Source organism: Virgisporangium aurantiacum, from assembly GCF_016863635.1.
In the GTDB taxonomy this organism is placed as follows: Bacteria; Actinomycetota; Actinomycetes; order Mycobacteriales; family Micromonosporaceae; genus Virgisporangium; species Virgisporangium aurantiacum.
In genome coordinates, this window is the sequence record NZ_BOPG01000033.1 from 377,480 (window position 1) to 396,275 (window position 18,796).

18 protein-coding genes and 1 tRNA gene are annotated in these 18,796 nt (G+C 72.0%); 11 read left to right on the forward strand and 8 right to left on the reverse strand.

Translation table 11 applies throughout. From position 1 onward, the window contains the following. The first annotated feature begins 33 nt into the window (after positions 1-33). Positions 34-109 (forward strand) — tRNA-His (locus Vau01_RS27385). A gap of 46 nt (positions 110-155) precedes the next feature. On the opposite strand, the gene Vau01_RS27390 is transcribed toward Vau01_RS27385, so the two are convergent. The 4 genes from Vau01_RS27390 to Vau01_RS27405 all read right to left on the reverse strand — a co-directional run bounded on the left by Vau01_RS27390 (position 156) and on the right by Vau01_RS27405 (position 5,448). Next, complete coding sequence (locus Vau01_RS27390; RefSeq protein ID WP_203998015.1) at positions 156-1,370, reverse strand: PKD domain containing protein; 1,215 nt, start codon at positions 1,368-1,370, stop codon at positions 156-158. A 310-nt stretch (positions 1,371-1,680) separates the two neighbouring features. Then, on the reverse strand, positions 1,681-2,094 hold the full coding sequence (locus Vau01_RS27395) for a globin (RefSeq protein ID WP_203998018.1): 414 nt from the start codon (positions 2,092-2,094) through the stop codon (positions 1,681-1,683). A gap of 164 nt (positions 2,095-2,258) precedes the next feature. Beyond that, positions 2,259-4,130: an MFS transporter gene (locus Vau01_RS27400; protein ID WP_203998021.1), complete on the reverse strand. Its 1,872-nt coding sequence runs from the start codon at positions 4,128-4,130 to the stop codon at positions 2,259-2,261. Positions 4,131-4,320: 190 nt separating this feature from the next. After that, a complete protein-coding gene (locus Vau01_RS27405) occupies positions 4,321-5,448 on the reverse strand; it encodes a mechanosensitive ion channel family protein (protein WP_239151880.1) in 1,128 nt (375 codons plus the stop codon). A gap of 224 nt (positions 5,449-5,672) precedes the next feature. On the opposite strand from Vau01_RS27405, the gene Vau01_RS27410 reads away from it, so the two are divergent. Continuing rightward, the gene (locus Vau01_RS27410; protein ID WP_203998027.1) at positions 5,673-6,212 is read left to right on the forward strand and encodes an HNH endonuclease; all 540 of its coding nucleotides are present in this window, start codon (positions 5,673-5,675) and stop codon (positions 6,210-6,212) included. 20 nt (positions 6,213-6,232) lie between these two features. Here Vau01_RS27410 and kynU read toward each other — a convergent pair whose 3' ends face one another. Beyond that, a complete protein-coding gene (gene kynU, locus Vau01_RS27415; protein ID WP_203998031.1) occupies positions 6,233-7,489 on the reverse strand; it encodes a kynureninase in 1,257 nt (418 codons plus the stop codon). A 17-nt stretch (positions 7,490-7,506) separates the two neighbouring features. Between kynU and Vau01_RS27420 the strand changes: the two genes are divergently transcribed. The 4 genes from Vau01_RS27420 to Vau01_RS27435 all read left to right on the forward strand — a co-directional run bounded on the left by Vau01_RS27420 (position 7,507) and on the right by Vau01_RS27435 (position 10,054). After that, entirely contained in the window at positions 7,507-8,652 is a 1,146-nt protein-coding gene (locus tag Vau01_RS27420; protein ID WP_203998034.1) for an amidase, read from the forward strand. A 134-nt stretch (positions 8,653-8,786) separates the two neighbouring features. After that, positions 8,787-9,101, forward strand: coding sequence for an aa3-type cytochrome oxidase subunit CtaJ (gene ctaJ / locus Vau01_RS27425; protein WP_444546043.1), 315 nt, complete (start codon positions 8,787-8,789; stop codon positions 9,099-9,101). Continuing rightward, complete coding sequence (locus Vau01_RS27430) at positions 9,088-9,504, forward strand: DUF5130 family protein (RefSeq protein WP_373320320.1); 417 nt, start codon at positions 9,088-9,090, stop codon at positions 9,502-9,504. The genes ctaJ and Vau01_RS27430 overlap by 14 nt, the downstream gene beginning before the upstream one ends. 7 nt (positions 9,505-9,511) lie before the next feature. Next, entirely contained in the window at positions 9,512-10,054 is a 543-nt protein-coding gene (locus Vau01_RS27435) for a DUF4190 domain-containing protein (RefSeq protein WP_203998037.1), read from the forward strand. Positions 10,055-10,097: 43 nt separating this feature from the next. On the opposite strand, the gene pepN is transcribed toward Vau01_RS27435, so the two are convergent. Continuing rightward, on the reverse strand, positions 10,098-12,656 hold the full coding sequence (gene pepN, locus Vau01_RS27440) for an aminopeptidase N (RefSeq protein ID WP_203998040.1): 2,559 nt from the start codon (positions 12,654-12,656) through the stop codon (positions 10,098-10,100). 104 nt (positions 12,657-12,760) lie between these two features. On the opposite strand from pepN, the gene Vau01_RS27445 reads away from it, so the two are divergent. The 4 genes from Vau01_RS27445 (at position 12,761) to Vau01_RS27460 (ending at position 15,300) form a co-directional block, all read left to right on the forward strand. After that, positions 12,761-13,378 (forward strand): mycothiol-dependent nitroreductase Rv2466c family protein, encoded by a 618-nt coding sequence (locus tag Vau01_RS27445; protein WP_239151882.1) that lies wholly within the window; start codon positions 12,761-12,763, stop codon positions 13,376-13,378. A gap of 72 nt (positions 13,379-13,450) precedes the next feature. Then, positions 13,451-13,612, forward strand: a complete 162-nt coding sequence (locus tag Vau01_RS27450; RefSeq protein WP_203998043.1) for a hypothetical protein — start codon at positions 13,451-13,453, stop codon at positions 13,610-13,612. A 22-nt stretch (positions 13,613-13,634) separates the two neighbouring features. Beyond that, a complete protein-coding gene (locus Vau01_RS27455) occupies positions 13,635-14,816 on the forward strand; it encodes a DUF1015 family protein (RefSeq protein ID WP_203998046.1) in 1,182 nt (393 codons plus the stop codon). Positions 14,817-14,829: 13 nt separating this feature from the next. Next, positions 14,830-15,300 (forward strand): ribose-5-phosphate isomerase, encoded by a 471-nt coding sequence (locus Vau01_RS27460; protein ID WP_203998048.1) that lies wholly within the window; start codon positions 14,830-14,832, stop codon positions 15,298-15,300. Between the two features lie 3 nt (positions 15,301-15,303). Here the strand turns inward: Vau01_RS27460 and Vau01_RS65315 are convergent, their stop codons facing one another. Then, a complete protein-coding gene (locus tag Vau01_RS65315) occupies positions 15,304-15,891 on the reverse strand; it encodes a hypothetical protein (protein WP_203998340.1) in 588 nt (195 codons plus the stop codon). 28 nt (positions 15,892-15,919) lie between these two features. Continuing rightward, positions 15,920-17,131, reverse strand: a complete 1,212-nt coding sequence (locus tag Vau01_RS27470; RefSeq protein WP_203998051.1) for a GNAT family N-acetyltransferase — start codon at positions 17,129-17,131, stop codon at positions 15,920-15,922. A gap of 66 nt (positions 17,132-17,197) precedes the next feature. Between Vau01_RS27470 and Vau01_RS27475 the strand changes: the two genes are divergently transcribed. Next, positions 17,198-18,796: a serine/threonine protein kinase gene (locus Vau01_RS27475; RefSeq protein ID WP_203998054.1), complete on the forward strand. Its 1,599-nt coding sequence runs from the start codon at positions 17,198-17,200 to the stop codon at positions 18,794-18,796.

Here is an 18,796-nt window from a genome sequence, read left to right on the forward strand (position 1 = left end):
ATTGGTCGTCGCTCGCCGTACGGCGAGCGCGCGGTGGCTGTAGCTCAGCTGGTAGAGCACCGGGTTGTGGTCCCGGGGGCCGCGGGTTCAAGTCCCGTCAGCCACCCCAGCAGAAAGGCCCCCTCCGAACCGGAGGGGGCCTTTCGCGTGCCCTATCAGGCGAGCGGGAACATCCCGAGGCGGCCGTGGTACTCGCGGCCGAGCTGTTCGGTGTCCGAGCCGACGATGAGGCCGGCCGGCGTGGCCAGCATCGCCCGCACGCCGACGCCGCGCAGGCGGGTCGGGTCCCACGGGGTGGCCAGGCCGGTCACCGGGTCGACGGCGGCGATGCCCTTGCGCGACACGGCGCCCTTGCCGGCGCTCTCCTTGCCGTACGGGTTGTTCATCCACCGCTGGTGGCCGCCGACGTACACGGCCGGCCCCGTCACCGAGACGGTGTACAGCGAGTCGCCGCCGGTGTGGTTCACCCAGGCGGGTTGCTGCCCGGCGGCGCCGGCGGTCGGGAACCGGGCGACCGTGTCGCACATCCGCTTCGGACCCGAGGCCCGGCCGGTCGTCACGACGGCGAACCAGGAGCCGTCCGGGGCGAAGTCGACGCCGCGCAGGTAGGTCTCGAAGCCGGCCCGGCAGGGGCCGGTGTAGGCGTCGGTGTTCCAGGGCGCCAGCGCGCCGGTCGTCAGGTCGAACATCGCGATCTGGCTGCGGCGCTGCCCGCCGGCCTGCTGGATGGCGCCGATCGCCACCAGGCGGGTGCCGTTCGGGCTGATCGCGAAGTCCTCGACCCGGGCGCGGGTGAGTCCGGGTGCGGCGATCTTCGCGTCGAACGCGGGATCGGCGGCGCCGGTCGCGAGGTTCACCCGGGCGAGTGCCGTGCGGGGCAGCCCGCCGATCGCGCTGAACGAGCCGCCCGCGTACAGCCAGCCGCCGGAGACGACCAGTTCCCGGGCGTCGCCCCAGTTGAGCTGGCCGGTGAACGCCGCGTCCCGCGCGCCGGTGGCGATCGCGATGCGGGCCAGGCCGCGCTGCGCGGCGCCGTTGACCTTCTTGAACGCGCCGCCCGCGTAGACCGCGGCGCCGTCGGGGCTGCCGGCGACCGAGTACACCGCCCCGTCGGTGTCGGCCCGGAACGGCAGCACCGCGCCGGTGTACAGGTCGTAGGCGAACAGGTTGTGCCGGTCGTAGAACGTCTTGCCGGTCGAGTCGCTGACCTCGGAGAAGTCGCCGGCGGCCACGACGGTCCGGGGCCCGACCAGGGCGACGTCCCAGACCGTGCCGTCGAGCACGTGCGGCGTGAAGTCGACGGGGTTGGCGGAGACGGGCCGCGGGTGGGCAAGGTCCGCGGCCGCCGGCGCGGCCGCTGCCACGTTCATCGCGAGGACGGCCGCCAGACCGGCGGCGGCAGCGGCCAGGGCTTGTCCGGTGGATCTTTGCCGACCTGCGGCGGACTCAGACGACGCCCGGCGGCGTTGCGGCTTCGCCCCGATACAACACCGGTATCGGGACAAAGCCGCGCCTTGCCGGATCGCCGCCTGAGCCTCGCCTCGGCTCGACAAGATCCACCGGACAAGCCCTAGGGGACGACGACGCATGCGGTGAGCTCCTCTGGTGCGAATATACCTTTTGGTACGTTCGCACCAACGAAGAGAAGTTCGTCCTAGACGCGCCAATGTGGCGCGTTAATCACTCTTCGAGGGTGTTGACCATGAAGTGCGCCGCCCGCTCCAGGTACTCCCACAACTGCTGCTCCTGCTCGGCCGGCAACCCAAGGCTGTCGATGGCCCGGCGCATGTTGCGCAGCCACGCGTCCCGCTCGGCCGGCCCGACCCGGAACGGGGCGTGCCGCATCCGCAGCCTCGGGTGGCCGCGCTGGTCGGAGTACGTGGTCGGCCCGCCCCAGTACTGGATGAGGAACAGCCGGAACCGTTCGTTGGCCGGGCCCAGATCCTCCTCCGGGTACAGGGGCCGCAGTAGCGGGTCGGTGGCCACTCCCGCGTAGAACTCGTCGACGAGCTTGCGGAACGTCGGCTCACCACCGACGGCGTCGTAGAACGTGACCTCGGCCCGCGGCCGCCCGAGAGGAAGTGGATTACTCACCGATCCATCGTGCCACCCCCGCCGCCCACCCCCTCCGGACGCCTCGCGGAAGTCGATCTTGCAGTTGTGGTGCCACCTAAAGCCGACCGAATCAGGGCGATCCTGGCACCACAACTGCAAGATCGCCGCGGGTCAGCGGGCGGGGGGCGGCGGCGGACACGGCCCTACGGGCGTTGTTCGCCGTGTTCGGCGCGTTGTTGCTGGTGGGCGGCGTGCTGCTGGACGGCGCGGCGGTGGGCCAACTCGGCGCGGCTTTCGTGGTCCCACGCCGACTGGCTCGGTGCCGGCCAGGGCTCGTCGCCGAGGTCCGGGGGCTCGGCGAGCGGGTACCACTGCGGGTCGGTGCTGGCCGGCTCGCCGAGGAGACCCGCGGCGGCAGCGGCGCCCATCAGGTCGGAGCCCGGCGGGCCCAGCGGCTCGATCGGGTCCTCGCCGGTGTTCCACCCGGGCGGCCGGAGGCGGGTGGGCCGTGGCGGCTGGGTGCTGGCCTGGCCGGTGCCCTCGGCGGTGGTCCGGTCGCGGGCGGCTCCGGTGGAGTAGATCCGCCCGACCGGACGGGAGATGCGCCGACGGTTCTCACGGGCCGTCTCGGGCCCGTGCCGCAATGGAGCGCTCTCGGGATGGTCGGGCCGGGGCACCACGCGCGCACGGCCGATCGCGGGGCCGAGCCGGCTGCCGGCCGGGAGGCCCCAGATGTCGCGATCGGGCTCGGGCCGGTCGGACGGGGTGGTGGCCTCGTCGGACTCCGCCTGGGCCGCGTCGGAGGCGGCGTTCAGTTCCTTCGCCCGCGCGATCTCGGCGCCGATCTGCTCCGCGTTCGGCCAGGTGAGGACGGCGAGGGCGACCAGCGCCATGCCGAGCAGGCCCCACGCGCCCACCACCGTGTGCAGCGCGAACCGGTCGGCGAGCCAGCCGGTGACGAACACCCCGAGGCCCTGCAGCACCTGGATGCCGCTCTTCATGACGCCGAACGCCCGGGCCCGGTATGTGTTCGGGAGCGCCTGCACGAACAGCCCGTTGGTGGCGGGGATGACCGACGCCGTGGCGGCGCCGCACAGGAAACAGAGGATGAGCACGCCGAAGATCGGCAACCCGAACAGGGCGGGCGCCAGTGACGCGGGCACCGCGATCGCGAACAGGCGGGCCAGCCGCTGCCGGCGCTTCGGCCCGAGGATCCGGCCGACCACCAGCCCGCCGACGATGAACCCGATCGGGTTGGAGATCATGATCGCGCCCTGGATCCAGCCCCGGGCGGCCTGGTTGTCGCCGGCCAGGTCGGCGGCCCACGCGGCGGCCAGGCCCTCCGGCACCACGGCGAACAGCGCGGTGAGGAACACCAGGAACGCCACGCCGCGCAGCAGCGGGGCGGTGAACACGAGACGCAGCCCCTCGGCCGTCTCGCGGAGCAGGTGCGTGCGGTCCTTCTTGGCCAGGGCCGGCGGCCGGTGCTGCACCTGGAAGAGGATCAGCAAGGCCGAGGCGCCGAACGTGGCGGCATTCAGCAGCAGTGCGACCTGCGCGTTGACGGCGGCCAGGCCGGCGCCGCTCAGATACCCGGCCACCTGCGCGGCCTGGTGCGACGTGCTCTGCAGGGTCATGCCGACGACGTACCGGTCGCCGGTGAGGATCTTCGCCAGCAGCGCCGACCGGGCGGCGTCGAACGGCGGGTTACCGAGCGAGGTGAGGAACAGCAGCCCGATCATTGCCCAAACGGGCATGTCCGGTATGGCCACCAACGCGATGAGCACCATCCGGACCAGGTCGGCCGCGACCATCGTGTGCCGGTACGGCAGGCGCTCGGCCAGGGCGGCCAGGACCGGGCCGAACCCTAGCCACGGAACGTAACTGATCGCGAAAGTGGCGGCCGAGGCCGCCACCGATTCGGTCTGCTGGTAGACGAGGGCGGTGACGGCGGCCCGGGCCACATAGTCGCCGAACCAGGACAGCGCGCTGGCGAGATACAACGCGCGGTACTCGCCGCTGGCCAGAACCTCTCGGAAGGTCGCTGGGCGGTCGGCGAAGTCCTGGTCGGACACCGGCGGGCCTCGCTGTTCACTGTGTTACCGGTTGCGCTGGCCGAGGGTACGACAACCCATTGACCAAACGGCTCATCAACGCACCTAACCGAACGGACCATATCTGAACGCACGGTCAGTGCGCGACCCCGGGCAGCAGAGTGATCATCGTCAGAGTGGAAAATCCGACAAAGTTGCCCCTTCTTCGTGATCAGGCCCCGGGGTTCGGGTCGATGTGCCTCTGGATCGCGGAGGAGATCGCGGTCTGAACCGCGTTCGGGTTCGCCGGTGGCGCGGCGGCCGGTGCGGGTGCGGCCGGTGCGGGCTGATCGGTGGGCTCGGACCCGTCGGTGGTCGGTTGGACGTGCACCCCGGCGCTCGTGATCCGCTCGGCGAGCCCGGCCGCGGCCAGCGCCTCCGTGAGCCGGCGCCGGAGCTCGCGGCCGGCCCGCCACTGCGCCTCGGCCGGCGTCTTGACGGTGGTGCGCACGACCGCGCCCTCGGTGGTGACCTCCTCGACGCCGACCACCTCCGGCGGCTCGATCACGTCGGCCCGCCACTCCTCCGACTCGGCCCAGTCGACGGCCGTGCGCCGCAGCACCTCGACCACCTCGTCGACCTCGCCGAAACCGACCGGGATGTCGACCATCACCAGCGCCCAGCCCTGGCTCTTGTTGGCCAGCTTCTGGATCTCGCCGTTGCGGATGTACCAGACCGTCCCGCTCGGGTCGCGCACGGTGGTGATCCGCAGGCCGACCGCCTCGACGTTGCCCTCGACCTCGCCGATGGCCACCAGGTCGCCCACGCCGTACTGGTCCTCGAACAGCATGAACAGCCCGGACAGGAAGTCGCGGACCAGGTTCTGCGCGCCGAACCCGATGGCCAGGCCGAGGATGCCGGCCCCGGCCAGTATCGGTGCCAGGTTCACGCCCAGCTCGTCCAGGACGAGCATGAACGCGACGCCGAACACCACCGCCGACGCGATGCTGCGGAGGATCGACCCGAGCGCCTCGGCCCGGGCCCCGCGCCGCTCCGAGACGCCGTTGGTGGGTGCCGTCGGCATTCGGGTGCGCAGCGGGCGCAGCGCGGCGATGCCGGGGCCGGGCGTGGCCGCCGACCGGGCCAGCCGGGAGATCAACCGGTGGACCAGGAACCGGATCACGACCGCGATCAGGATGATCAGCAGGATGCGTAGCGGCTTGATCAACAGGTAGTAGCTGCCGGACGCGAGCCAGTCCCAACCCGTCCAGTCGTAGATCCGTTCGCACAGGTCACGGGCGTCGGTGCAGTCCGCCGACGGTGACGGCTGCCGGGGGACCAGAACCAGGGCTGAGGACAACGTGCTCTTCACCTTCCGGTTGACGGGGATGGACCGGGTGACGAGGTGCAGGTCAACGGCCGGATGACGGGTTGGATTCGGCCGCAAATAGTACGTGCATTATCGCGATCCATCGGGGACGATTGGCGCACGGCCGCACGCGTTCCGCGAGCGTCCGTTACCCGAACGACCCCACCCTGGGAGACCGCAAGCACCAGTTCAGCTCGACCTAGGAGGACGGCGCGATGCCTGACATACGACGGCGCATGATCGCGAGCACGGCGTTGGTGCTCAATGCCACGTACGAGCCCTTGTGTGTCGTTTCTGTCAGACGAGCCACGATCCTGATCCTGTCGGCCAAAGCGGTCTGCGTCGCCGATGGCGAGGGCATTCTGCACAGCGCCCGGTCGAGCCTACCCACCCCGTCGGTCGTCCGGCTCACTCGGTACGTCCGGGTGCCCTACCGAACACACGTCGGCATGTCCCGCCGGGCGATCTTCGCCCGCGACGGCTGGCGCTGCGCCTACTGCCACGGTTCCGCCGAGACCATCGACCACGTGATGCCACGCAGCCGGGGTGGGCGGCACGCATGGGACAATGTGGTGGCCGCCTGCGCCCGGTGCAATCACACGAAGGGTGACAAGACGCCAGCCGAGATCGGCTGGCGTTTGCGTACGACACCCATGGCGCCGAAGGGGCTGGCGTGGCGGGTCCTCGGTCACCGCGCGCCCGACCCGCGCTGGGCCGACTGGCTCGACCTCCCCGACACCACGGTCGCGGCGTAGAAGTCGCGGCGTAGCGGCGGTCAGGTCACCCGCGAGCGCTCCGCCGGGAACGAGGAGTACGCCCGCGTCTCCATGATCCGCCGCAGCCGGGCGAAGCCCTCGTACACGTCCACGAACCGGGTGTACAGCGGCGCCAGCCCGATCCGCAGCCGGTCGGGCGTGCGGAAGTCGGGCACCACGGCCGCGGCCAGCAGCGCCTGCGTCACCTGCCAGGCCCGCGGGTGGTGCAGGGTCACGTGGGCGCCCCGGCGGGCCGGGTCGCGTGGCGTCGCCACCGCGAAGCCGTGTCCGGCCAGCCACGCGTCGGTGAGGTCGAGCGCGAAGCCGGTGAGGGCCGCGCCCTTCGCCGCGATCGCCGCCATGCCGGCCTCGGCCGTGATGCGGGCGCCCTCCAGCGCGGCGTAGCCGCCCAGCACCGGCGGCGTGCCGACCACGAAGCGCTCGATCCCGTCGACCGGCTCGTACGAGGAACCCATCGCGAACTGGTCGCGCTGGCCGAACCAGCCCCAGATCGGCTGCCGCAGTTCCGCCTGCAGCCCGGCCCGCACGTACAGGAACGCCGGCGCGCCCGGCCCACCGTTGAGGTACTTGTACGTGCACCCCACCGCCAGGTCGGCGCCGGCCTCGCGCAGCGGCGTCGGCACCGAGCCGGCCGCGTGCGAGAGGTCCCACAGCGTCAGCGCGCCGGCGTCGTGGGCCCGCGCGGTGATCGCGCGGAGATCGGTCCGCGCTCCGGAGCGATAAGCGATATGTGACGCGCACAGCAGCGCGACGTCGTCGTCGAGCACACCGTCGAGGTCGGCCACGGTCAGCCCGTCGTCGATGCCGACCGGCACCACGCGCAGGTCCAGCCCGCGCGCCGCCGCGAGGCCCTGGAGCACGTACAGGTCGGTGGGGAAGTTGTCGCTCTCCACCACGATCGCCCGCCGGCCCGGCCGGGCGTCCAGCGCGGCGGCGGCGAGCTTGTACAGGTTGACGCTGGTGGAGTCGGCGAGCACCACCTCGCCCGGGTCGACGCCGAGCACGCCGGTGGCCAGCACGTCGCCGGCCTGCCGGGCCAGTTCGATCCAGCGGGACCAGCCGCGCACCAGCCCGGCGCCCCACTCCTCGTCGACCGCCGTGCGCAGCCGGTCGCGGGTGGCGTGCGGCAGTCGGCCGAGCGAGTTGCCGTCGAAGTAGACCGTCTCCTCGTCGGCATGCATGAACCGGTCGCGGAAACCGGCGATCGGGTCGTCGCGGTCGAGCTCGTGCGCGCGGGCAAGCGGATCATCCGGCATCAGGCAACGATAAGGGCGTGCCCGATCTCCACGACCTCACTGCGCTGGAACAGGCGGCCGCCATCCGTCGCGGCGACCTCGACCCGGCCGACCTCACCGCGCACTACCTGGCCCGCATCGAGGCGTTGAACGACCGCGTCGGCGCGTTCGCCAGGGTGTTCGACGCCCCGCCCCCGGCCGCGGCACCGCGCGACGGTCAGCTGGACGCCCTGGCCGGCGTGCCGACGGCGATCAAGGACCTCACGCCGCTCGCCGGGGTGCCCACCACGCTCGGGTCGGCCGCCTTCGCCGACTGGGTACCCGACGTCGACGGGCACGTCGTCACGGCCGTGCGGGAGGCCGGGATGCCCGTCCTCGGCAAGACGGCGACCTCCGAGTTCGGCGCCGCGCTCTACACCGAGACCGCGATCGGCCCGCCGGCCCGCAACCCGTGGCGGTTCACCGACACCGCGGGCGGCTCCAGCGGCGGCGCCGCCGCGGCGGTCGCGGCCGGCCTGCTCCCGGTGGCGCACGGCAGCGACGGCGGCGGCTCGCTGCGGATACCGGCGGCGCTGTGCGGGGTGGTCGGCTACAAGTCCAGCCGGGGTTCCGTCGCCTCTCTCGGCGACAAATCAGCCGCTTGCGGTGCCGCTGGGACCGGGCAACTTCGGCGCGTTCGGGCTGCCGGTGCAGGGCGGGATCGCGCGCACGGTGACGTGGCCGCCTTCACGGCCGTCCTCGCGAAGCCGCGCCGCGACGAGCACTACCCCTCGCCGGTGCCCGACCCCGCGACCCTCCTCGAAATCGAACGGCCCGGACCGCTGCGGATCGGCCGGTTCACCCGCCCGATGCTCACCGAGGCCGACGTCGACCCGGCCTGCGTCGCCGCCGTCGACACCGCGACGACCGTGCTCAGCGACCTCGGCCACGAGGTGGTCGACATCGAGCCGCCGTTCGACCCGGACGTCATGCCCCTGTTCGGGACGGTGTGGGCGGTGCTCGCGGCGCTGCCGCCACCCCGGGGCGGGTCCGAGGAGGCCTTCACGCCCCTGGTCCGCTGGCTGCGGGAGCGCGCGCACCGCGTCCGGCGATCTCGCTTCCGCTCGGCGCGACCGCCGACGGCCGGCCGGTCGGCGCGATGCTGGGTGGCCGTCCCGGGTCAGATCGGACACTTCTCGGGGTAGCCGCCGCGGTTGAACGGGAGCGGCCATGGTTGCATAACCACCCCGAGATATGGCGGGCCCGGCCACACAGCTAACGTGAGCTTGGCATTCTGTGGGTAGTTCGTTGTCGAGTGTCCTGGCGAGGCCTTGGGGGCATGGGGTTGTCCATCATCGAGACGCTGGTTGTCTTCGCCGGCATACCGCTGGCGGTCGTCGCTGTGATCTTCGGGCTGGTGTACGCCGGCAGCGCGCGATCCAACGACCGGCGCTACCGCCCCGGGCGGCCGTTCGATTTCCAGCCGGTCTGGTTCCTGTCGGCGCCGGAACAGCAGGTCGCCGCCGCCAACGGGCACGCGCCTACGGCGCCCGCGGTCAGCGGCGCCAACCGGCTGGCGCTGGCCAAGGCCGAGGAGAGCACCGCGGGCGGTCCCGTGGGCGACACGACCGGAGGCGCAAGTGACCGCTGGTGAAATGTCGAAGCAGAACGTGCCGCTGCCCGAGCAGCCCAGCGGGTTCGAGGGGCCGTTCACGACCCGCCAGTTGCTCCGCCTCGACGAGGCGATGCGGCTCGCCGACCGGTCCACCGGCCTGGTGTTCAGCATCTACGTCGGCGGGCTCGACGAGCCGTCCCGCGATCACGCGAAGAAGTTGCACGCCGAACTGGCCGACCCGGGCCGGTCGGTGCTGATCGCGGTGTCGCCGAACGACCGGGTGCTGGAGATCGTCACCGGCGCCACCGCGCGCAAGCGCCTGCCCGACCGCACCTGCAAGCTGGCCGCCCTGTCGATGGTCGCGAGCTTCGGCGGTGGAGACCTGGCCGGCGGCCTGGTGATCGGCCTGGCTCAGCTGGCCGAACACGCCGGCAAGTCGTAGCCCTGGCATGACATATCCCCCCGGCGGTCCCGGCCAGCAACCCTGGCCCGGCCAGCAGCCCGTCCAACAGCCCTGGCCGGCGCCCGGCCAGCCGCCCGCTCAACAGGCGTGGCCGGTGCCCGGCCAGCAGTCGTGGCCGGACCAGCAGCAGCAGTCCTGGCCGAGCCCGGCGCCGGGCGAGCAGTCGTGGCAGGTGCCGGGGGGCCAGCAGCCCTGGCAGAACCCGATGCCGGGCGGCGCCCAGACGGCCGGTTCGGCCATCGCCAGTCTCATCGCCGGCCTGGCGGCCATGTTCACCCTCTGCGCCGGCACGGGGCTGTCCGTCGTGGGCCTCGGCTTCGCGCTGGCGGCCCTCGTCGGTGGCGTGTTCGCCCTGGGCCTCGGCATCGCGGCGGTGATCACCGGGTCTATCGCCCGCCGGAAGATCCGGACGGGTGCGGCGACCGGCAACGGAATGGCGATCACCGGGCTGGTGCTGGGGATCCTCGCGATCGTGATCGTCCTGATCCTGGTCGCCGTGACGATCTTCCTGGTCGTCAAGTACGGCTGAACGCCGTGACCCCCGCCGGGGGCCACGGCGTCCTGAGCCGGTGCTACTGGCCGGCGGCGATGTCCTTCGCGCGGGCCCGCAGGGCACGGGAGATGCCGTCGCGTCCCTCGGCGATCAGCCGCCGCAGCGGAGCCGGCTCGCCGGGGTTGTCGGCCAGCCAGGCGTCGGTGCGGCGGACCGTGTCGTCGTTGACCTGCTGGCTCGGGTAGGCCATCAGCGCGAACTCCTGGGCCGGGTCGCCGTCGCGGCTGGCCCACACCTCGCCGATCACCGCGAAGAACTCGGCCGCGTACGGCGCGGTGAGCTCGGTCTGCGCGGAGTGCTGGAAGCCCTGCAGCATCGAGCGCTGCAGCCAGTTCGGCAGGGCGTGGTCGCTGACCAGCCGGCGCCAGGTCTCCGCCTTCGACGCGGCCGTCGGCGTCAACGATCGGGCCAGCGCCGCTTCCCGCTCGCCGGTGGCGGTGCGGTCGGTGTCGAGCTCGGCGTCGATCTCGTCGGGGCCGGCGGCGCCGAGCGCCACCAGCGACTGCAGGATCTCCCAGCGCAGGTCGGCCTCGACCCGCAGGCCGTCGGGCACGTCGACGCCGTCGAGCCAGCCGCGCAGCGTGGCGAGCTCGTTCGGGCCGCGGCCGGAGACCGCGAACGCGCGCGCCCAGGCGAGCTGGAACCCGCTGCCCGGCTCGGCCGCCATCAGCGCGGTGACCGCCGCGTCGGCGAGCTGCCGCCAGCCGATGGGCGCCCACTCCGGGTCGGCGTACATGACCAGTGCCGCCTGCGCCTGCCGCAGCGTCGCCGTCACGAGGTTGATGTCCTTCTCGGCGGGCAGGCCCGAGCACGCCAGCGTGACGTAGTCGCGGGCCGCCAGTTCGGCGTCGCGCGCCATGTCCCACGCCGCGTTCCAGCACAGGGCGCGGGCCAGCGAGTTGTCGAAGCCGCCGATGTGGCGCACCACGGTGGCCATCGAGCGCTCGTCGAGGCGGAGCTTGGCGTAGGTGAGGTCGTCGTCGTTGAGCAGCAGGACGTCAGCGGCCCGCCGGCCGGCGAGCTGCGCGATCTCGGTGCGGCCGCCCTCGATGTCGACCTCGATGCGCTCGCGGCGGACCAGCCGGTCGCCGTCGAGGTCGTACAGGCCGATGCCGATGCGGTGGGTGCGCAGCGTCGGGTACTCGGCCGGCGCCTCCTGCAATACGGTGACCGACCCGTACCGGCCGTCGCGGATCGCGATCTCCGGACGCAGCGTGTTGACCTGTGCCGTCTCCAGCCACTGGGCGGAGAACTTGCGCAGCTCGCGGCCGGAGGCCGCCTCCAGGGCGGAGAGCAGGTCGTCGAACGTCGCGTTGCCCCACGCGTGCTTGCCGAAGTACGCCCGCAGCCCGGCGAGGAACGGGTCGATGCCGACGTACGCGACGAGCTGCTTGATGACGCTGGCGCCCTTGGCGTAGGTGATGCCGTCGAAGTTGACCTCGACGGCGGCCACGTCGGGCGTCTCGGTGTAGACGGGGTGGGTGGAGCTCAGCTGGTCCTGCCGGTAGCCCCAGTTCTTGCGCACCGACAGGAACGTGGTCCACGCGTCGGTGAAGCGGGTGGCGCCGGTGTTGCACCAGTGGCTGGCCCACTCGGCGAACGACTCGTTCAGCCACAGGTCGTCCCACCAGCGCATGGTGACGAGGTCACCGAACCACATGTGGGCCATCTCGTGCAGGATCGTGTTGGCCCGCTGCTCGTACTCGAAGTCGGTGACCGGCGAGCGGAAGATGTAGTACTGCTCGGCGTGCACGATGCAGCCGAAGTTCTCCATCGCGCCGGCGTTGAACTCGGGCGAGTACACCTGGTCGTACTTCGACAGCGGGTACCGGATGCCGAAGTGCTCGTGGAAGAAGTCGAAGCCCTGCCGGGTGACCAGGAAGATGTCGTCGGCGTCGAGGTAGCGGGCCATCGAGCGGCGGCAGAAGACGCCGAGGTCGATGCCGTCGTGCGTCTCGCGGACCTCGTGGTACGGCCCGGCGCACAGCGCGGTGACGTACGTGCTCATCGTCACCGAACGCTCGAAGACGACCGTTTTGGCGGTGTCGTCGGTATCGGCCGACGCCACGGTCATGTTGGAGATCACGTTCCAGTGCTTCGGAACGACGGCCCGCCAGGTGAACTCGGCCTTCAGATCGGGCTGGTCGAAGCAGGCGTAGACGCGCTGCGCGTCGGCCGTCTCGAACTGGCTGTAGAGGTAGACCTCCTTGTCGACCGGGTCGAGCGAGCGGTGCAGACCCTGGCCGGTGCTGGAGTACAGGAAGTCGGCGTCGACCACGAGCACGTTCTCGGCAGCCAGCGCGGGCAGGTCCAGCCCGCCCTCGGCGCTCCAGGACGACGTGTCGACGGCGTCGCCGTTCAGCGTCGCCGACCGGATCGATTCGGCGGCCACCTCGATGAACGTCGTGACACCGGGTTCGCTGCAGGTGAACCGCACCTCGGTGGTCGACCGGAACACGCGGTCGCCGGGGTAGCCGGCGCCGTCGGTCAGATCGAGATTGATGTCATAGTGCGAAACGTCGAGCAGACGGGCCCGTTCGGCCGCCTCCGCCTGCTTGAGGTTGCGAACTCCCGCCACCTGGTTCTCCCCACACACTTGATCACCTGGGCGTCGTCGCCCAGGTTTACGAAGCAAGTGTTCCACGTTGGTCGTGGAACCGCTGAGCCGGTACTGATTACTCCATGACCTTTGCAGACATGTGGTTCGACCCGCGGTGCCCCTGGGCGTGGATCACGTCCCGGTGGCTCCTCGAAGTCGAGAAGGTGCGCGACGTCACCGTCCGCTTCCACGTGATGAGCCTCTCGGTGCTCAACGAGAACCGCGACGACATCCCGGAGAACTACCGGAAGTTCAACGCCAACGGGTGGGGTCCGGTACGGGTGTGCATCGCGGCCGAGCAGGCGCACGGCGCCGAGGTGCTGCGCGACCTCTACACCGCGCTCGGCACCCGCCGGCACATCGAGAAGCAGGACCTCGACGACGCCACCCTGCGCGACGCTTTGACGTCGGTGGGCCTGCCCGAAAGCTTGGCCGCGGCGGCCGACAGCACCGAGTACGACGAGGCGCTGCGGGCCAGCCACAACGCCGGCATGGAGCCGGTCGGCCTCGATGTCGGAACCCCGACAATCCACGTGCCGGGCTCGAACGGCGAGAACATCGCGTTCTTCGGGCCGGTGGTCACCCCCGCGCCGAAGGGCGAGGCCGCCGGGCGGCTGTGGGACGGATGCCTGCTGGTCGCGGGCACGCCGGGCTTCTACGAGATCAAGCGGACGCGGGACGCGCAACCGGACTTCAGCTGAGTCGCACCCGTTGTGCGAACGATCAGGCGGCAATCTTCGTAACTCAGGGTAGAAGTTTCCCGAGGAGGCGAAGTGTCCACGATCACTGTTCCCGTCCTGCCGCATGAGGACGACGTCGTCGAGAGTGCTCCGGCCGCCCTGTGGGCCGTCGAGACGCACGCGTGGACGGAGCTTCCCGACGACGTCATCGCGCTGGTCGCCACACCTTTGGTGGTGTGTGCGGAGTCACGCTGACGCGCTGGGTAACGTCCCGCGCATGACGGTTGCGCATCCCATCGCTCACGGATGGTTCTCCACCGGTGGTACCGGAGCCCAGAACTACGACGAGTTCGCGTCCGACGCCGAGATAACGGAGATCATCGCCGCCAACCCGGCGAGTGCGCTGGCGGTGGAGATGCCGCACCGGGTGCCCGGCAGTACCGGCCGGGCGTTCCGGGACTGCCTGCCCGAGGCGGTCGCCCGGTTCCAGGACGCCACCCGGCACGGCCGGTACGCACCGGCCGACGACGTGGTGGCCCTGTACCGGGTCAGTTCGCCCGACGGCACCGCCGCCGGCTACGGCCTGTGGTGCCTGATCGACACCGACCAGATCTCCACCAGCGCCGACGAGCCGGGCCTGGTCATCCGCAACGAAGACGTCTTCATCGAGAAGGTGCACGAGCGGGTGGCGCTGGTGACGGCGCTGGGCGCCATGCTGTCGCCCGTCCTCTTGCTTCAGACCACGCACGGCCCGGACCTGCACGAGGCGCTCGCGCGCGCGACGGCGGCCGCCGGCGCACCGGCGGTGACCGACCGCGACCAGGCCGGGCGCACCCACGAGATCTGGGGGCTCGGGCCCGGTGCGGTCCGGGACGAACTTCTCACGCTGGCCGGCAGCGGCGAACTCGTCGTCGCCGACGGCAACCACCGCAGCCTGGCCTCGCAGGAGGCTCATTTGAAGCGGTTCCTCGCCGTGGTGACGACGCCCGAGTCGGTGGCTATCCAGCCGTACAACCGCCTGGTGATCGACGTCGACGTGCCGTCGCTGGTCGCTGCGCTGCCCGGCGCGGTGCGGGTCGGCCCGGACGACACCGTGGCCAGCGGCACCGTCCACCTGTACACCCGCGAGGGGACGTGGGCCGTGTCGCTGCCGCGCGACCCGACCGTGCCGGTGGTGGCGAACCTCGACCACACGCTTGTGGAGCGGATCCTGTTCGGCGAGACGCTCGGCCTCGAACCCGGTGACAAGCGCATCACGTACGTCGGCGGCGACTACCCGTCGGCGTGGCTCCGCGCCGAGGTCGACGCCGAGCGGGCCGACCTCGCGGTGCTGATCGCGCCGGTCGGCGTCGACGAGTTCGTGGCCGTCAACCTGGCCCGCGACAAGATGCCGCGCAAGAGCACCTGGTTCACGCCGAAGGCTCGGGCGGGTCTGGTCGTGGCGGCGGTCGAGTCCTGACAGACTGCCTCCTATGCGCGTCTACCTGGGTTCCGATCACGCCGGCTACGAGCTGAAGGTGCATCTGGCCAGCTACCTGCCCACGCAGGGGTTCGAGGTGGTCGACGTCGGTCCGCACGCCTTCGACCCCGACGACGACTACCCGGTGTTCTGCTTCCACGTCGGCACCCGGGTGGTGGCCGACCCGGGCAGCCTGGGCGTCGTGATCGGCGGCTCCGGCAACGGCGAGCAGATCGCCGCGAACAAGATCGCCGGGGTGCGCGCCGCGCTCGCCTGGAACCCGGAGACCGCCCGCCTCTGCCGCGAACACAACGACGCGAACGTGGTGGGAATCGGCGCTCGCCAGCACCCCCTCGACGACGCGGCGAAAATCGTCGTCTCGTTCCTGGCGACGCCGTTCTCGGGCAACGTCCGCCACGCGCGGCGCATCGCCCAGGTCGCCGAGTACGAGCAGACCCACAAGCTGCCCGACCTCCCCGCGTAACGCTCAGTGGGTCCGGGGGAGGTCCTCCCTCGGAACCCAGCCCCGGCGGACGATCGGCAGTTCGGCCTCGGCCGTGGCAAGGTCGTCGTCCGTCGGGCGGGAGGCGTCCCGGGCGCGCATCGCGGCCACCACGTTGACCTGTGACGATCCGCCGCCGACCAGCCCGCGGAGGCCGCGTTCGCCGGCCGGGTCGTCGAAGCGGTGGTCGTGGTGGTGGTCGGCCGGTGCGGCCGGCGGGGGATCGGGGTCCTGAACGCCGGCCGTCAGGGCGAACGGGCCGCTGAGGTCGGCCAGGTCGGCGGGGCTCGGCCGGTGCTGCGGTGGGCCGGGGCGCGGACCTCGGCCGGAGTTGCCGTTCGGACGGGGCGGCCGCGGACGCCGGTCCACATCGGCTGAGCGGTCCTCGGCGACCGGGAGCTCCCGAGTGTCGTCGGCGGCATCAGGAACGGCGGCGGCATCCGGAACGGGCGGGGTGGTGTCGTGCTCGGCCTCCGGAAGCTCCGGGTCGGCCTCGGGCACCCGCGCCTGGACGGCGTCGAACGGGGTTCGGCCTGTGCGCCGGAGCCGCCTCCGGCGGCGTTCCCCACCCATGCCGGCACCCTATCCGAGCAGAGCGACGTCAGAAGACCTCTGTCGCCGACGGGGACCGCGGCGCGAGGAACGCGATGCTCGCCGGCACCAGCGTGCCCGGCACCAGCTCGCGCACCCGGCCGGCGGCGGCCAGCGCCGTCAACGCCGTTCCGCCCAGGTACGCGGCACCCAGGTCGGCCACGTCGCAGGCCAGGTCGGCGGGATCGCCGGTCGGTACGCACGTGACGGAGTCGCCGTCGGCGGTCAGGCGCCAGCGGCCGGCGTTCGCGGTCAGCAGCGGGTCGTCGACCTGGAGCACCACGTTCAGCGGCGTCGCGTACCGGCGGGCGGCCAGGGCGGCGGGGACGTCGGCGATCCGGACCCACAGGCTGTCGGCCACCCGGGCGCCCAACCGGCGGGGCTCGGTGACCATGTGCAGCAGTGGCTCGTCCATCGCCGCGCACCAGTAGACGACCGTGCGGGTCAGGTCGACGGAGAACAGGAACCGCCACAGCTCGGTGTACGCCTCCGGCGTCACCGCCACCAGTTCCCGCACGTTGACCTCGCCCTGCGGGCCGTTGTCCCACTCCTCCTTGGACCGCCAGATCGCGTAGCCCTCCAGCCCGGACGGGCCCTCGTACAGCAGGGCGTGGCGGGCCGTCGCGCCGTCGCGGTGCTCCGGTTTGTCGCGCAGAACGTAGTTCCACCAGGCCTCGGACCGGTCGGACCAGCCGACCCGCTCGGGCCGGACGTGCTCGTACAACGCCATCAGGTCCTTGCGGGCGTCCTCCAGGGAGGCCTCCCGGAGCCGCCCGCCGGCCACGGCGAACCGGGGCAGCAACGCGAGCTCGCGGCGGTCGGCGCTGAACATCAGCCGCTGCGCCGCGTGGCCGTAGCCGAAGCGCTGGTAGATCGTCCCCTCGCTGGCCCACAGCAGGGCGATCGGCTCGCTGATGTCGCGCAGCTGCTGGTGCATCATCCGGGTGAGGTACCCGCGCCGGCGGTGGGTCGGGTGCACCCCGACGGCCGTGACGTGCGCGGCCGGCACGAGCGCACCGGGCACCGTGAGCACGCGCCCGAAGGAGCCGGTGTGCGCGACGAGCTGGTCACCGTCGGCGACCACGAGGCTGCGGTCGGCCTCGAACAGGGCCGCGTTGACCCCGTCGTCGGGCTCGTACGGCTCGCCGAAGGCGCGGGAGACCACCCGGTGGACGGCCTCGAACTCGTCGGGAAGAGCGGTGCGGAGCAGCGGCGTCGTCACCCTGCCTGTCTACGCGCCATGTGCGTCTGCCGCGACCCGGTTTCCACCAGTGGATAGGCTGGTGCGATGGACCTCGTGTGCGGACCGGCCAGCCCTCTGCCGGAAACGCACCAGCGCTACCGCCTGGTCGCCCACATCGGGTCGGGTGGCCAGGCCGAGGTGTACCGGGCGGTGCGCGTCACCGGCGGTGTCAGCAGCGCGCCGATGACCGTCAAGGTCTTCCGCGTCGACCCCCGCAGGCCCCTCGCCGACGAGCTGCGGTCGTGGGACAAGGGCGACGCCGTCCTCATGGACCTGAACAACCGCGGCGTCACCGGCATCTGTAGGCGATCCGACGGGTTCTACGGCCCGCCGCCGCACCGGCCGGGCGAGCGCCCGCACGGCGACGCGGTGCCGTACCAGGTCTACGAGTACCTGCACGGGCTCAACCTGCGCGAGTACGTGGCGGCGAAGGGCCAGTGGTCGGGGCCGCGGGTCAACGCGCTCACCGTGCTGCGCACGCTGGCCGGCGTGCTGCGTGAACTGCACTTCCCGCAGCTCGGCGGCGCCACCCCCGTGCTGCACATGGACATCAAGCCGTCCAACGTCATGGTGCTGCAGAGCAGCGGCGAGGTGCGGGTCATCGACTTCACCGGCGCCCGCTACTGGCGCGAGTCGGAGATCACCCAGGTCTCGTACACGCCGGAGGCGGGCGGGCCGGAGGCGTTCGGCGGTGCCCGCGCGGTGAGCCCCGCCTACGACGTGCACGGGTTCGGCGCGGTCGCGTACTTCCTGGTCACCGGCGCCTACCCGCGGGTCGAGTCGGCACCCGGCCCGTACGGCGAGTCGTCGGCGCCGCCGTGGTCGACGCTGCGGCGGCACCCGATGCTGGAGAAGACCACCCGCCTGCGCGACCACCTGCACGCACCGGTGGCCGACCGGCCGGGCGAGCGGCCCGACACCCGCGAGCTCATCACGTGGACCGAGAAGTTGGCCGACCTGGTGCGCGCTTACGGCGTCTCCGATACGGGTGTCGATTGGCATCAGCCCGGCGAGGCCCAGACCTCGCCGCGGCGCGAAGGCGCCGCGGCGTCCGCGCGGGTCACGGCCACGGCGGCGCTGTCGGCCACGCGGGTGGAGAATCTGAGACGCGATGAGCCCGCTCCGGTGAACCTCCAGCGCTCGGAGAGCAGCTCCCCCAACGGCGCCCATCCGAACAGCACGACGCCGATCCGCGGCCGGGCCTCGGTGCCGCCGCCGCGCCCACCGCGCGCCGACACCGGGGTGATCCCGGTCGATCCGACGCGTCCACCCGAGCCGCCTCCGCCGTCGCCGTGGGAGCGCGTCGGCGAAGACCCGCGCACGCTGAAGCTCGGCTGGGAGTACTCCGGCGTCGGCGGGGCGTTCGCGTTCGTGTGCTGGGGCATCTGGGCGGCGTCGAGCGGCGGCGACCTGGTGAGCCAGTTGATCGCGTTCATCGTGGTGCTGGTGGTGGCGGCGGGCGTGTTCGGGCTGTCGCGGCTGATCGGCCGGCTGGTGCTGGTGCAGCGGATGGGCCGCGTGCGACGCACGGCTCGCGGTGCGCACGCCGCGGCCGGTGTGTTCCTCGCCATCGCGGGCGTCGCGTATCTGAACCAGACTCCATGGGTGGTCGATCTGTTCACCTGGATAAAGGGTCTGTTCTGA

Bases quoted from the DNA above. Each gene is read 5' to 3' on its own strand.
- Vau01_RS27475 (WP_203998054.1), top strand. From the start codon at position 17,198: ATGGACCTCGTGTGCGGACCGGCCAGCCCTCTGCCGGAAACGCACCAG.
- Vau01_RS27455 (WP_203998046.1), top strand. From the start codon at position 13,635: ATGACGGTTGCGCATCCCATCGCTCACGGATGGTTCTCCACCGGTGGT.
- Vau01_RS27390 (WP_203998015.1), bottom strand. From the start codon at position 1,370: ATGAACGTGGCAGCGGCCGCGCCGGCGGCCGCGGACCTTGCCCACCCG.
- kynU (WP_203998031.1), bottom strand. From the start codon at position 7,489: ATGCCGGATGATCCGCTTGCCCGCGCGCACGAGCTCGACCGCGACGAC.
- Vau01_RS27410 (WP_203998027.1), top strand. From the start codon at position 5,673: ATGCCTGACATACGACGGCGCATGATCGCGAGCACGGCGTTGGTGCTC.
- ctaJ (WP_444546043.1), top strand. From the start codon at position 8,787: ATGGGGTTGTCCATCATCGAGACGCTGGTTGTCTTCGCCGGCATACCG.
- Vau01_RS65315 (WP_203998340.1), bottom strand. From the start codon at position 15,891: ATGGGTGGGGAACGCCGCCGGAGGCGGCTCCGGCGCACAGGCCGAACC.
- Vau01_RS27460 (WP_203998048.1), top strand. From the start codon at position 14,830: ATGCGCGTCTACCTGGGTTCCGATCACGCCGGCTACGAGCTGAAGGTG.
- Vau01_RS27435 (WP_203998037.1), top strand. From the start codon at position 9,512: ATGACATATCCCCCCGGCGGTCCCGGCCAGCAACCCTGGCCCGGCCAG.
- Vau01_RS27445 (WP_239151882.1), top strand. From the start codon at position 12,761: ATGACCTTTGCAGACATGTGGTTCGACCCGCGGTGCCCCTGGGCGTGG.